11 protein-coding genes are annotated in these 13248 nt (G+C 51.7%); 6 read left to right on the top strand and 5 right to left on the bottom strand.

Features of this window, described 5'->3' with window-relative positions:
• Positions 1-126: 126 nt before the first annotated feature.
• From K3T82_RS05160 to K3T82_RS05150, 3 genes are all read right to left on the bottom strand, one after another.
• A complete protein-coding gene (locus K3T82_RS05160; protein ID WP_220192415.1) occupies positions 127-909 on the bottom strand; it encodes a response regulator in 783 nt (260 codons plus the stop codon).
• A gap of 34 nt (positions 910-943) precedes the next feature.
• Positions 944-3709: a sensor histidine kinase gene (locus tag K3T82_RS05155; RefSeq protein WP_220192414.1), complete on the bottom strand. Its 2766-nt coding sequence runs from the start codon at positions 3707-3709 to the stop codon at positions 944-946.
• Between the two features lie 390 nt (positions 3710-4099).
• On the bottom strand, positions 4100-4603 hold the full coding sequence (locus K3T82_RS05150; protein WP_220192413.1) for a hypothetical protein: 504 nt from the start codon (positions 4601-4603) through the stop codon (positions 4100-4102).
• A 245-nt stretch (positions 4604-4848) separates the two neighbouring features.
• Between K3T82_RS05150 and K3T82_RS48995 the strand changes: the two genes are divergently transcribed.
• The 5 genes from K3T82_RS48995 (at position 4849) to pckA (ending at position 9824) form a co-directional block, all read left to right on the top strand.
• Positions 4849-5409 (top strand): Mur ligase family protein, encoded by a 561-nt coding sequence (locus K3T82_RS48995; protein ID WP_220192412.1) that lies wholly within the window; start codon positions 4849-4851, stop codon positions 5407-5409.
• Positions 5406-6239: a Mur ligase family protein gene (locus K3T82_RS05140; RefSeq protein ID WP_220192411.1), complete on the top strand. Its 834-nt coding sequence runs from the start codon at positions 5406-5408 to the stop codon at positions 6237-6239. The genes K3T82_RS48995 and K3T82_RS05140 overlap by 4 nt, the downstream gene beginning before the upstream one ends.
• Before the next feature lie 329 nt (positions 6240-6568).
• Positions 6569-7240: a hypothetical protein gene (locus K3T82_RS05135; RefSeq protein ID WP_220192410.1), complete on the top strand. Its 672-nt coding sequence runs from the start codon at positions 6569-6571 to the stop codon at positions 7238-7240.
• Positions 7241-7361: 121 nt separating this feature from the next.
• Positions 7362-7850, top strand: coding sequence for a hypothetical protein (locus K3T82_RS05130; RefSeq protein ID WP_220192409.1), 489 nt, complete (start codon positions 7362-7364; stop codon positions 7848-7850).
• A gap of 390 nt (positions 7851-8240) precedes the next feature.
• A complete protein-coding gene (gene pckA / locus K3T82_RS05125) occupies positions 8241-9824 on the top strand; it encodes a phosphoenolpyruvate carboxykinase (ATP) (protein WP_220192408.1) in 1584 nt (527 codons plus the stop codon).
• Between the two features lie 126 nt (positions 9825-9950).
• Here the strand turns inward: pckA and K3T82_RS05120 are convergent, their stop codons facing one another.
• Both K3T82_RS05120 and K3T82_RS05115 read right to left on the bottom strand, forming a co-directional pair.
• Entirely contained in the window at positions 9951-11549 is a 1599-nt protein-coding gene (locus tag K3T82_RS05120; RefSeq protein WP_220192407.1) for an alpha-amylase family glycosyl hydrolase, read from the bottom strand.
• Between the two features lie 141 nt (positions 11550-11690).
• Positions 11691-11984: an antibiotic biosynthesis monooxygenase family protein gene (locus tag K3T82_RS05115; protein WP_220192406.1), complete on the bottom strand. Its 294-nt coding sequence runs from the start codon at positions 11982-11984 to the stop codon at positions 11691-11693.
• Positions 11985-12284: 300 nt separating this feature from the next.
• Here K3T82_RS05115 and K3T82_RS05110 point away from each other — a divergent pair, with 300 nt between their 5' ends.
• Positions 12285-13223: a hypothetical protein gene (locus K3T82_RS05110; protein WP_220192405.1), complete on the top strand. Its 939-nt coding sequence runs from the start codon at positions 12285-12287 to the stop codon at positions 13221-13223.
• Positions 13224-13248: the final 25 nt, after the last annotated feature.

Below are 13248 nucleotides of genomic sequence, written 5' to 3'. Positions count from 1 at the left end.
CAATCTCTACGGCCTCTGATCCAAAGTGTACCTGAAAAAGAGTGAGAAAGACGTAAAGATCGCGCCTGTTGTGTGAAAATGGCGTGAAAAGCTATGAAATTGCCAGAAGGCCCTTCTAGGTGGTTCTCATTGCTGAGAATGCGCGCTTTCGGCCTCTGCGTCCAATTCATCCGCATCGGGTGGGGGCACATAGTATCCTACCCCTAGCTCGTTGTGCAGAAAGCGCGGACGAGCAGGATCTGGTTCGAGTTTGCGGCGCAGGTGGCGAATAAAGGTGCGCAGGTAGGTGTTCTCAGCGCTGTAATCTGGCCCCCAGACTCGTTGGAGCAATTCGCGATGCGTCAGGACTTTACCCGCATTGTGGGTGAGTTCGCAGAGCAAATCATATTCCGTTGGGGTCAGGTGTACTTCTTGTCCGCCCGCGAGCACCTGGCGACGCGCGAAGTTAACCTGGAGGCCATCTTTCCCTCCACAATGGTAGGTGGGCCTTGGGGCCTCGGGAGCGGTACTGTTGCGCAGGCGCGCGGCTTCCTCGCTTCGTCTGAGTGAGACGCGAATGCGTGCGAGCAACTCGTTGAGGCTAAAAGGTTTGGTCAGGTAGTCATCTGCGCCCATATCAAGGGCTTTAATCTTGATTGGCTCCTCATCATGAGCCGAGAGAATGATAACTGGCGCGTTACTCCATTCACGTAGGCGGCGAAGGAATGCCAAGCCATCGAGCGAGGGAAGTGAGAGGTCAAGCAGTACAATTTGGGGTTGGAAGATGGCCGCGACATCAATAGCCTGCGCCCCATCCCGTACGGCTTGTGTGTGAAAGTCGCGCGCTTTCAACTGGGCTGTGAGGAATGTGCGCATTTGCGCGTCATCTTCAATACACAGTACACGAATTTTTTTCTCACTAGCTACCATAATGGGTTTCCCTTCCAGTACGTGTCCTCGCAAACTATTTCTGTGGCTCATGAGCGGCATGAACTGGAAGCGTGAAAGCGAAACTGGCTCCCTGTCCAGGGCTGGTCTTCAGCGTCAGTTTACTTCCGTGTGCCTCGATGATCCCTCGGCTGATGTAGAGCCCCAGGCCGGTGCCCGGACTCCAGCGAGCGCTTCCGCGTTTGCGTGGAAGAGTGAGTGACTCCTGCGAACGGGTGCTCATGGATGAGAAGGTATAGAAGCGCTGGAAGATGGCTTTCTGCTTCTCCGCTGACATGCCAGGTCCATGATCGGTGACGCGTAACGTTACTCCTGGGCCCCGGCGACCTTTCCCTCCACGCGCGATTTTTGCCTCTAACTGAATTATATCCCCATCTGGCGCGTAATTAAAGGCATTACTAAGCAGATTAGTAAGCACACTCATAAGCAGTTCGTAATCCCCATCAACAGCCGGTAGCTCTTCTGGCAGGAGAATCTGGAGCTGAATTTGGGAATCGGAGATCAGGGCCTCCAGCCGCTCTTGCAGGTCCTCGAAAAGTTCGGGAATGATGATTGGCTCCCTGTCGAGTCGTAAGGCACCCGCCTCGACGCGTGAGGCATCCAGGAAGTGATTCACCATGCCAACCAGGCGTTCTACCTGCTCATCTGCTGTTTGCAGGTAGTTCATCTGCTCTTCTTGTGTGACTCGTAGATCCGGTGTGAGAAGCGCGCTCAAGTGGGCGCGGATGTTTGCCAATGGCGTCTTGAGCTCATGGGCCATGGTATTGAAGAGGTCTTCGCGTGTCCGCTCAAGCGCTTTTGTGCGACTGATGTCATGCATGACAACAACCGCGCTGGTGATGGTGCCTCCTGCCGAGAGCATAGGCGCTGCGTTGATGAGCAGGCACATAATGGAGCCATCTTCAAGTATCAAGGATAATTCAGCCTCGCTTGCTTGTCCCTTGAAGAGGGCCAGATGCATCGGGCGTTCTTCATAGGGAACTAGGCGCCCAGACGAGTCATGCATGGCGAGATTATGTAGAAGGGTGTCGCATTCTAGTCCAAGGGCTTGCTGGGCGGCCAGGTCGGGATCATCGAGCGGTTCCAGGGGGGCGCCCATCTTCTGAAGCAGTTGCACTCCTCGGCGATTAATCAGGTTGATTGTCGTGTGTGGAGCGTCTACTAGCAGCACGCCAGAAGGCATGCGCTTCAGGAGAAGTTGGAGGCGAGCATTCGTGAGTTCTTGCTCCGCCTTGGACTGTTGTAGCGCTATGTTGTGCTGGGCCAGTTCGCGTGTTCGTTTGATTACTTCGGCTTCGATTCGCTCCAGGGCAGCCGCCCCTTCTGTTACATCATGGTAGACAATGATATAGGCGAAAATGTTTTCCTGCTCATCGGGTATGGGGGTATATGAGCAGCGTAGAGTGTAAGCACGCCCCTCAGAGTTGATGAGTTTCATCTCGTCGCTGGCACGTTTCTGCGCCCGCTCCTCTAGAATGGTAACAAAGTCTGGTTTCTCTGTGATTGAGAGCGGTAGAATAGGAGCGCTTCGTTTCACTAATTGCTGAAGTGAGAGACCAGTAATTTCATCGTCCCAGTCAAAGAGCATGCGTGCTGCTGGATTGGCACCAACGACTTGCCAGTGTGGGTCGAAGATGACGATTCCATCGGGGATAGCGCTCATCATTTTCTCTTGTTGGTGGGCATGCCGATTTGCGGTCCGTGCCCAGTTCTCGACATCCCGGAAGAGGCGTGCGTTATGTATTGCCAGCCCGGCCTGTTGCGCGAAGCGCTCCAAAAGCTGTACCTCTTCGCTGGGGAAACCGCGTGCGCGTTTATGATAAACTTCGATAGTCCCAAGTGTGCTGGATGTAGGCTGCCTTTCGTGAGCGATGGAGATATGGTCGTTTCCCTCATAAGGAATATGAATGGGAACGCACAGCACGGAGCCAGGGCGACATGCAGTCCCGTGGTCGTCAATATATGGGAGGTAGAGTTCTGGCTGTGTGTTAGTGTTTGGGACGATCAAGGCGTGTCCGCTTTGAGCGACCTGATTGAACAGGGTATGTTCATCTTCTCTCGAGCCCCATTCATAAGAGGTCGGGTGAATTCCCTGGCGTGCAACTATATGGATGGTTTGCTGCGTATGCTTGTTGCTTTGTATATCAAAGGGTTCCCCCTTATGCGTAGCCTGTTCCGTGAGCAAAATCGCGCAACGCTTGGCCCCGATCATTTCATGCAATGCCTGTAGGATGCGATCAAGTACCCTGGGAAGGGCTGTTGGTCCGGCAATAGCTGTGGATATAGTATGGATCGCGTGTAGATGCAGGCGCGAGCGTGCTCGTTCTGTAACATCTTCCAGGGTCACAAGCAATGTTGGTACGTTGTCTTGCCCCTCAAAGGCTATTTGAACGTGCTCAAGTGAGATCCGCCAGTAGGTGCGTCCTCGTATTTCTAGCAAGCCTTCATAGGGCACCTCCGCGTAATGTTGAGCCTGGTTGGTGTTGGCAACCTCCTGTAAAAGAGGCAGCGCACGCAGAAATACCTCTTCTGGTATGACCTCGCGCAGATGGTGTCCGCGAAGTTCCTGGTAGCTGTCCCAGGGATCGCTTAAGAGCGCGCGTAAGTAGGCATTTACATAACGGATATGGAGTGTCTGGGCATCAAGCAGTGCGACCCCACTGGAGAGATGCTCCAGGATAGGTTCAAGTTGCATTGCGGGTACTAGTTCCATTGGTTGTCGCTTCCCTGCTGCCTGTACTCCTGAGAGCTTCGCTTGATGGTTCGACTCATTGCACAACATAGTTGCTCCTCCCCTCCCCATCAACAACATTGCCAGCCATTCATTTGCCTGAGCGCAGCCGCCTGAGAGGCTCAGGCGTCACACAACACAAACTCAGCCTGAGGTGGAACCATGTGGCGGCGAAGCCAACTGCCGCACAGGCGGCGTTGGCAAATGCTTTTTATAGCTAGCTATCAACTTAGCGCGCACCGCTCTCGACTGGCTCTATTCGAGGCTATGCGCCAGATCATTGCCTGTTTCTTCTCCCTTGGTATCTCTATTTGTTGACAGAAACTATAGTATCTTTAATTGTATCACAAGATATCATGCCTGTGTATCATGTGTATAGCGTGCGTGAAAGACAAGAGATGTAGTCCAGAGCGTAGATTTATATGCACTTGTATTATGAATCTACCTGCATTTTACTGCTTGAGGGGTGCCTGCCAGATTGACGACTTGCCAGGTGCCATCGTCAATATTGGTGCTTACCTCATTGACGGTGCCTCCTGAAACCGTACAGGTGTGGGTGTCTGTTTTCTCTATACACTCACTACCCTGTGCCGTCTTCTTTTGAACTCCTTTGCGCCAGTAATGTGCTCCATTGAATGGGCCTGGACTGCTAACGATGATGACTGAAAGGGAGCAAGGCTGGGTATCAGTCGCTTGCTGAACCTGTGAGGTGTGATTGTTGAAGAGCAGTTGACTAATCGCCACGAGGTCTGGTAAGAAGATGAAGAGCAACAATGCCGCAAGCACTACCAGGGTTGCACCTCTGACAGCCGGATAGCGCGCGATACGGAAGATATGTTGGCCCGATGCCAGTACTCTGAAGCGGAGACCTCGCTTGGGTAGCTCCAGGTCCGTGAATTTGACCTCATCTTTGGACAGGCAATCATCTTTCTCGAAGTCAGACATATGCTCTCTCGTTTAGAACAACGGCAACATAAATAGAAAAAGGTTGCCGTATGAGAAACCAGTATGGCATGCATGAATTTGTATGCATAGTATAGCATATACGATTGTCTCTCCCTTGTGATTCTGGTATGATGAGAAGACGATGAAATAATGAAGCCGCTCAAAAACCTGAGCGCGGGAGCGCTAGCCGCGAGAGCGGCGTTGGTTTTTGTATAAGAGGGTAGAGGGAAGCGAGGGTTTGTGCTATGGACCTGCGGGGAAAGCGTGTGCTGGTCATGGGCCTGGGTTTGCAAGGCTCAGGAATGGCGGCTGCTCGTTATGCTGCTCAGCAAGGCGCTATTGTGCGCGTGACAGATATGAAGTCGCCAGAGGTGCTCGCGCCGAGTGTACGAGCGCTTGCTGGTCTGCCCATTGAATTTATTCTGGGCCAGCATCGCGACGAAGACTTTGTCTGGGCTGATATTGTGATCCGTAATCCTGGTGTGCCGCGCGATTCGCGCTACCTGCTTCTGGCACAGGAGCATGGGGCACGCATCGAAATGGAGATCGCGCTCTTCTTTATGGCCTGCCCAGGGCGTATTATTGGCATTACTGGTACACGTGGCAAGACAACAACGACGAGTCTCATTCACGCCATTTTACAGACACATGGCTTACAGGTTGTCATCGGTGGAAATGTGGCGGGTGTTGAGACGCTCTCGCTCCTGCCGCAGATTACTCCGGAGACGCAGGTCGTACTGGAACTCTCTAGCTGGCAGCTTGAGGGCCTGGCCCCCATAGTATTAGTCCTTCTGTCGCAGTTATGACCAACGTTTATCCTGACCATCTCAACACATATAACGGGATGGAGGATTATGCCGAGGCTAAGGCCAACATCTTCCGTTTCCAGACTGAAGAGGGGATCGCGGTTTTTAATTATGATAACCCCTGGACGCGCCGCTTTGGTCTGGAGGCTCCCGGCCAAGCCTGGTTTATCAGCGTTGAATTAGGGGGAAGCTTCCCACGCTCCGCTCTCGTTGATGGCACTCCCACCCATGTTGAGCCCTTTACCTTTGTAGAGACTCCTCTCAAAGGCAAACATAATCTGGAAAATATCTTGCTGGCGACGACAACTGCGCGCCTTCTTGGCGTCCCCGATGAAGTTATCGCCGAGGTGGTTCGTCACTTTGGTGCTGTCTCGCATCGCCTGGAAGAGATTGGGATCTGGCGTGATGTGCGCGTTATCAATGATAGCACCAGCACCTCGCCCATCGCGGGACAGGTCGCGTTGGAGGCTTTCGATCAGCCTATCGTGCTGGTAGCGGGCGGAAATACCAAGCATCTTCCTTTAGAGCATTGGCCCGAGACGATTATCCGGCGCTGCCGCGATGTTGTGCTACTGGCTGGTAACGGAACTGATGAACTCTTGCCTGCGCTGCGTGAGGAGGTTACGCGCCAGGAGGCAAGCGATCCTGTTCGAGGTGTGTTCAGCGATTTCCAGAAGGCGCTTGATACCGCGCTCGACCTGGCGCGTCCAGGCGATGTGCTCCTCTTCTCCCCTGGCTTCACCAGTTTCGGCATGTTCTTAAATGAGTTTGATCGTGGCGACAAGTTCGTAGAATATGTGCGCTCAAAATGTGAGTCTCCCAAGCATTAAAACGTCTGCGCTCAGAGCATCTCACAGGGGAGAGAGGTTGGCTGATTACTTGAGCAGCGTTCAGAAGGCTTGAGCCTACTATATAGGCGCATAGCTTAAGCTTGCTCAGCTCAGATCTCTCCTCTGTACGTATCGAGATGGCGAAAATCCTCCCAAATTGAACGTGTTGGATGTCCAATCCCTTTGGATATTCGCGATAGCAACACGTCTACATACCTATGCGATGAGAGTGACAATGTATTAAAAGTCCAGTTATAAAAATAACTCTACTATATCTGCGTTGGTGAATATAGTGGGTGCAGCCCTTGAATGCAATGAGAGGAGATCGTATGCGTATAGACATGTCACGGCGGTTGGGGAATCTGGCATTGATTTGCGTTTTGAGCTCACTACTGGCTTTGAGTGTGAGCTTACTTGTAAGTCAGTCAGCTCTGGCTGCGAGTGGAATATTAAAGGATGACGCGCACGTTCTGAATGCCCAACAGGTCATGGCTGAGGCGAATAATCTCTCCAAAACTATAGATATCTACACTACGAACTCTTTCAACGGTGATAAGAATGCTTTTGAGGACGATATCAAGGAAAAGGCCAATAAGGAGCCAGGCCATTTTGAGATGGGGATTGATACGGCGCATCGCTATTTCTGGCTACAGGGTGGGTCGAATATTGAGCTGAAGCAATCACAGTACGATGCGGCCTATGAGGCTTTTAAAAATAAAGTGGGGAGCAACAACTATACAGAGGGGACATTGGCCCTTCTGCGTTCACTCGAAGAATCGCTGAAGGGCGGAAATACTTCCGATGGCTTTGGGGAAGGGGCTCATAGCGCACTTGTTTGTCTGGGGGCTTTAGCTTTGGGAATTGGACTATTCTTTTTCAATCGCCTGACTGGCGGGCGTTTTCGTGGTTATCGTCGCCATCACTCCTGGCATGGAGGCTATAGCGGAGGCGGTGGTTTTGGAGGTGGTGGTGGCGGTGGTGGCGCAGGCGGAAGTTTCTAGCAACTGGTCGTATGCATACAGATGTTAGTTGGTGAAGTAGGAATTGATATAAAACCAACGTTATTGGCGTGTTCAGGCATTCGCCAAGGAGTGAAGCGAAGTTTTGATGAAAGAGATACTAATGAGTCGCGCGCGATATGTATACGCTGGTATTGTTCTCGCCTGTTTGCTAGCTTGCTTTATCGTTGTGTTATGCATATCAAGCGTTAGTTTGGTCAAGGTGAGTCGAATAGGTGAGGCGTTGCAATCGACGCAACGTGTGTCTTCATTGGTGGAGGAGAGGCTGCCAGTGATGCGTATCGCTCAGATCTATACCTCTAAGATTTCGTTGTCGCAGTCCAAGCGCCCAACATATCGGTATCGTTCGCATACATATTATCATCATTCAAGTGGTTCGTCATCCAGTGGCCCTCTGTCCGCATGGACCTGGATCCTGATAATTTGCGCGCTGGTCATTTGTATCATTATTGGCGTATGGCGACATTATGCGGGTAGTGACGATGATGGTGATTCCTTCGAGAGCAATTACTACTATTCAAACAATCGGACGATAGACTCGAAAAGTTCGAGAGGCGAGACTGGTGCGAAACATATCTGGGATAATGATTAAGATCGTACAAGGGTAGATAGAGCTTTAATCACATACAACAACGGGACCTGAATGTAACGCTTCAGGTCCCGTTGTTGTATGTGGTACTCTTGATCATTTATTGGAGCTTGTGATACCAGTGGAGCAGAACGAACGTTTGTAAGGTTATATAGCGCGTCCTTCTGGGGCGCGCATAGATTTTGTTCTTATTATGCATTTAGTTGTTCATCTTCTATGGATGTGGTTATGTGGGCCTTGTATGGTTGCACTATGACCACGAATTGTATTAAACTAACGGTGGTTAGGTTCGGGCCAGATGCGTTACATGGTACTCTGCGGTTAGAGTACTGACACCATTGTTGTTGTTAGCACGCATCAAGAGAGGAAATGGCCCAAAGGAGATATGCACTTATGACAATGATGATGAGCAGGAAGGCTCTGGAAGACTACGGTTTGACGAATCTCGGTTCTATTAACTGGAATCTGCCTCCTGCGGTGTTGATTGAGCACGCGCTGACGCGTAAAGAAGGGGTGCTTGCGTCCAATGGCGCTTTTAGCGCTACTACTGGATCCCATACAGGACGCTCGCCCAAAGATAAATTCATCGTTTCGAACCAGGAAACGGCATCGAAGATCTGGTGGGGAGAGAATAATCATCCTATGTCCCCAGAGACCTTCGCGGTCGTTCGCCAGAGTCTGGCGGACTATCTTCAAGGACGCGATGTCTATATTCTGGATGCGGCGGCTGGCGCAGACCCGCACTATCGTATGCCTATTCAGGTGATTACAGAGCTTGCCTGGCATAACCTTTTTGCGCGCCAGTTATTCTTGCGTGCGAATGAGAGTGATCGTACAAGCGAAAATCCTGGTTTTACCATTCTCTGTGTGCCTCACTTCCGCACGAACCCCCGCGCCCATGGGACTCGCTCTGAGACCGCTATTATTATTGATTTTGAAGAGCGCTTGGTGTTGATTGCGGGAACAGAGTACGCAGGCGAGATGAAGAAGTCAATTTTTACGGTGCTAAACTTCATCTTGCCCGCTGAAGGGGTGCTTCCAATGCACTGCTCGGCGAACGTAGGACTTGATGGGGATGTGGCACTCTTCTTCGGACTTTCGGGCACAGGTAAAACGAGCCTCTCCGCTGACCCTGAGCGCCGCCTGATTGGCGACGATGAGCATGGCTGGGGTGAGCAGGGCGTCTTTAACTTCGAGGGGGGCTGCTACGCGAAGTGCATCAATCTCTCACAGAAGCACGAGCCGCAGATCTGGAACGCGGTTCGTTTTGGCGCAGTCTATGAGAATGTGGTGCTTAAGGGAGAGTCTCGCCAGCCCGATTACAGCGATAGCTCACTGACCGAGAACACTCGCGCGGCCTATCCTATAGACTTTATCGACAATGTCGTAGAGTCGGGAATGGGTGGACAGCCAAAAGCGGTCATCTTCCTGACCGCTGATTCATTCGGTGTCTTGCCTCCGATTTCTAAGTTGACGACAGAGCAGGCTATGTACTACTTCCTTTCTGGCTATACCAGCAAGCTAGCTGGGACAGAACGCGGTGTGACATCCCCCCAGGCCACCTTTAGTTCGTGCTTTGGCGCGGCCTTCCTGCCCTTGCGTCCAACTGAGTATGCAAACCTCTTGCGTGAGCGTATTGAGCGTTACAATGTGCGTTGCTACCTGATTAACACAGGCTGGACGGGTGGCGCGTATGGCGTGGGAGAGCGTATCAACATCAACTATACACGTCAGATGGTCAATGCAGCGATCAGCGGGGTGATTGAGCAAGCTGAGACGGCGGTTGATCCTATCTTTGGTTTGCGTGTGCCGACCAGTTGCCCTGGGGTTCCGGGTGAGATGCTTCTGCCTCGCAATACCTGGAATGATAAGATGGCCTATGATCAGCAGGCGCGCCATCTGGCGGATCTGTTTAAGAAAAACTTTACACAGTTCATACCAGATAGCAACGATGTGCTTGTCGCTGGCCCACGCTAGCCAGCCAGAAGCACAGTATCTACGTAGAAGTTAATTAAAAAGTGTCGAAAATTTGTGGTGCGCACCACAAATTTTCGACACTTTTTGATTTAAAGAGAAGAAGGGTTTCTCAGAGGGTATGAGGCTTCATGAGAGTTCAATCAGGCAACCCTCATGCGCGCGCAGATTGAATGCGGAGAGGTTACAATTCCCCACACGATCCATCTGCGTTGAGAGTAGGATGCTGCCTGATTCTTCTAAGGGCATGTGTACTGTCTGCCCTGTATCCGTGAAATTGAGTGTTATCAGGTAACGTTGGTGTTCATGCTCACGCAGGTAAGCGAGGCAGTTAATGTTCTCCTGGGCAAGTGTCCGATAGGAGCCGAGTGTGAGTGACGAAGATGAGCGGCGCAGTGTGAGCAGCGCGCGCGTGAGCATGAGGATGGAGTGTGGGTCCTGGCTCTGAGATTCGACATTGGCTGTCTGATAATCTGGTGCGATGGGGAGCCAGAGATGGCTGCCAGGAATACTAAATCCTGCATTGGGACCTTTCGTCCATTGCATAGGTGTGCGCTCGCGGTCGCGTGTGTTGTCTGGGTCGTATTTTGCCTGTGGATCATGGCGTAGTGAGGGTGGAATGTCGACGTCCTCCATACCCAGTTCGTCTCCGTAATAGCAGGTTGGAGTCCCTCGTAGTGTAAGCAAGAGCATCTGAGCGATGCGTGCCTGCTCACGTCCTACACGCGAAGCTATGCGTGGCATATCGTGATTACCCAGGACCCAGTTAGGCCACGCTTGCGCGGGTAAGGCCGCCTCATATTCTTCAATGATCTGTTTGATCGCCTGTGCTTCCCAGACGCGGTTAGTGGCGAATTGGCAGTTGAGGGGGAGATGGGCTCCGTCTAGCATCTCGCCATAGTAGGCAACAAGGCGGTGAACTGGCAGGTAAACCTCGCCAATGAAGACGCGCTCCTTGTATTTGTCGAGTACGCTGCGTATCTCGCGCACGATAGCATGAATGCCGGGTTGATCCTCAGTATATTGACCTTCTTGAAGCTTGTTGAGTAGATCACAGGGCCCCCATACTGTGCGTGCGGGATTATCGCGTAACTGTTCATCTTTGAGGAGCATCCAGAGCGCATCGACACGGAAACCATCAATACCACGATCCAGCCAGAAGCGTAGGACATCGTACATAGCGGAGCGTACCTCAGGATTACGCCAGTTGAGATCAGGCTGCTTAGCGTCGAACATGTGCAGGTAGTATTGCTCGGTTTTGGTGTCCCATTGCCAGGCGGAACCGCCGAAGAAACCTGCCCAGTTGTTTGGCGGGCCTCCGTCGGGTGCCGAATCGCTCCATAGATACCAGCTGCGGCGGGGATTAGAGCGGCTTGCGCGTGACTGTTGAAACCAGGGATGTTCGTCGGAGGTGTGATTCGGCACGTAGTCAAGAATGAGCTTGAGGTCGCGCTTGTGTGCTTCCTCGATGAGCTTGTCCATGTCTGCGAGTGTGCCAAAGAGCGGGTGGGTGTTCGTATAGTCGGATATGTCATAGCCGAAGTCCGCCATGGGTGAAGGATAGATGGGAGAGAGCCAGATGGCGTCGATGCCCAACCAGCGTAAGTAATCGAGCCTGCTCAGGATGCCGGGCAGGTCGCCAATGCCATCACCATTCTCATCCTGAAAGCTACGGGGGTAGATCTGATAGATGACGTTCGTTTGCCACCAGGAAGGGTGTTGTGCCATGGTTTACCTCTCTACGACTGGTTGGGCATGTGTAGCCGTTTCAGGGGGCGCTTGCTTCAAGTACAGTGCCTACATATGTGAGGATATGGTCCTTTCTGTATCGTCCAGGGTTATAGATACATTTATTTTATCTTGTCAGTTTTATATGTGGTGGAAAACATAGTAGTTGCCCTGCTCATTGGTTTCGATGAGTTCTCCGAGGCGTTCCAGATGCAGGTGAATCTCTGGCGGAGGTTCGCTGGCTAACAGATCCTTTTCGCTCTGCCAGAAGCTCATAACAATCAGGCGCTCTTCCTCGCTCTCGCTTTTGAGGATTTGTGCTCCTTGAAAGCCCTGTTGGATTTGTGCGCTGGGGAGCACGATATCGCGAATGATGTTTAAGGCTTCTGTGGTGGTTCCTGGTTTCAGGCGAATGATTGAGGTGCGTACATGCATTGGATTATCCTCTCTGCTTCGCGGTGCGTATACATCTTATCCTCAGCTTAGCATATCACAAACGCGAGGTGAAAAATGAGTCCCTGAAAGCTCATTTACACTTAAGTGTGAGTGCTTTTCACTCTTAAGTGGTGCTCAGATTCACCCTTCTGTGGGATGTAGGGTGAAGATCTATTGGCATATACTGCGCGTAGATGTTACGTGACAGTTCGCGTAAGACTGAGTGATCTCTGGTTTTTCCGAGTAGATTCCCATGCATGTATCGTGTGTCCATACATTCGGCTTGGAGGTTTACCAGTCATGGATAATGAGTATCAACGTGACCAGAATCTAAATCAGGGGCAAGATACGAACCTGGGGAATGAGTCCAGCGCCAGTCAGCCATCGGAGAGAAAGGGCTTGTTCGAACGCGCGAAAGACTTTGTGCTTGGAAAGAACGAGGACGAAACCTATCAGCGGGATGAGGATGTGACACAGAACGCCCCTGAGGCCGACTATGAGAGCTATGGCTCAGGTACGAGGCGTGATACTATCTCTCAACGCGATGATGACATTATGGCTCAGAGGCCAACTCAGGGCAATGTAGAGCGCGAGCCCTATCAACAAGGATCTATGCAGCCGGATCAGGACATACCTGGGGGTGGGGTATCACAAGGGCCAAGACAGGGAGATGTTTTACAAGAACCATTACAGCAAGAGCCAGCGCAAGGGGATGTATCACAAAGACCGCTCCAAGGCGATATTGCACAGGAGCCATTTCAACGGGACGTAACGCAGCAGGATCAGAGCACAATGCCTGATATGAACCAGCTTGATCGAGAGGCGTTTGATCGTAGCCAGAATATGAGTCAGGGGACGATGAAGGATAATTCCACCCCGTTAGATCGCGACCAGGGTTTGAATCAGGAGCCCCTACATTCGCAGCAGTTTGATAATCAGCCCGAAGAGAATTTTGTCACTGGCTCAGAGGAATATGATGAGGCGGGCTCGTTTGATCTCTTTAGCGAGCGTGATGAGGAGATGTACGAGCGTAGTTGGGATCGAGACGACGAAGTAGGCGAGCAATACGCACGCTCAACAGACGACACCCTAGTCGAGGAGCCCTATGAACGTCGAGATATAGAGGTTGAGGATAGTACGTCGGAACAGGATCGTTTATCCGGACGCTCAGGTGAGCGAGTGCAGGATAAGTTGAAGGATCTCTTTAAGGATTCTGGTGACGCGCGTTCTGACCGTTAATCCAGGTAGTGCGGATGTGGAATGA

The organism is Ktedonospora formicarum (genome assembly GCF_016587355.1).
In the GTDB taxonomy this organism is placed as follows: Bacteria; Chloroflexota; Ktedonobacteria; order Ktedonobacterales; family Ktedonobacteraceae; genus Ktedonobacter; species Ktedonobacter formicarum.
Note: the sequence above shows the minus strand (reverse complement) of the source record. Positions and strands in the feature narration are given on the sequence as shown.

Bases quoted from the DNA above. Each gene is read 5' to 3' on its own strand.
- K3T82_RS05160 (WP_220192415.1), bottom strand. From the start codon at position 909: ATGGTAGCTAGTGAGAAAAAAATTCGTGTACTGTGTATTGAAGATGAC.
- K3T82_RS05155 (WP_220192414.1), bottom strand. From the start codon at position 3,709: ATGTTGTGCAATGAGTCGAACCATCAAGCGAAGCTCTCAGGAGTACAG.
- K3T82_RS05150 (WP_220192413.1), bottom strand. From the start codon at position 4,603: ATGTCTGACTTCGAGAAAGATGATTGCCTGTCCAAAGATGAGGTCAAA.
- K3T82_RS48995 (WP_220192412.1), top strand. From the start codon at position 4,849: ATGGACCTGCGGGGAAAGCGTGTGCTGGTCATGGGCCTGGGTTTGCAA.
- K3T82_RS05140 (WP_220192411.1), top strand. From the start codon at position 5,406: ATGACCAACGTTTATCCTGACCATCTCAACACATATAACGGGATGGAG.
- K3T82_RS05135 (WP_220192410.1), top strand. From the start codon at position 6,569: ATGCGTATAGACATGTCACGGCGGTTGGGGAATCTGGCATTGATTTGC.
- K3T82_RS05130 (WP_220192409.1), top strand. From the start codon at position 7,362: ATGAGTCGCGCGCGATATGTATACGCTGGTATTGTTCTCGCCTGTTTG.
- pckA (WP_220192408.1), top strand. From the start codon at position 8,241: ATGACAATGATGATGAGCAGGAAGGCTCTGGAAGACTACGGTTTGACG.
- K3T82_RS05120 (WP_220192407.1), bottom strand. From the start codon at position 11,549: ATGGCACAACACCCTTCCTGGTGGCAAACGAACGTCATCTATCAGATC.
- K3T82_RS05115 (WP_220192406.1), bottom strand. From the start codon at position 11,984: ATGCATGTACGCACCTCAATCATTCGCCTGAAACCAGGAACCACCACA.
- K3T82_RS05110 (WP_220192405.1), top strand. From the start codon at position 12,285: ATGGATAATGAGTATCAACGTGACCAGAATCTAAATCAGGGGCAAGAT.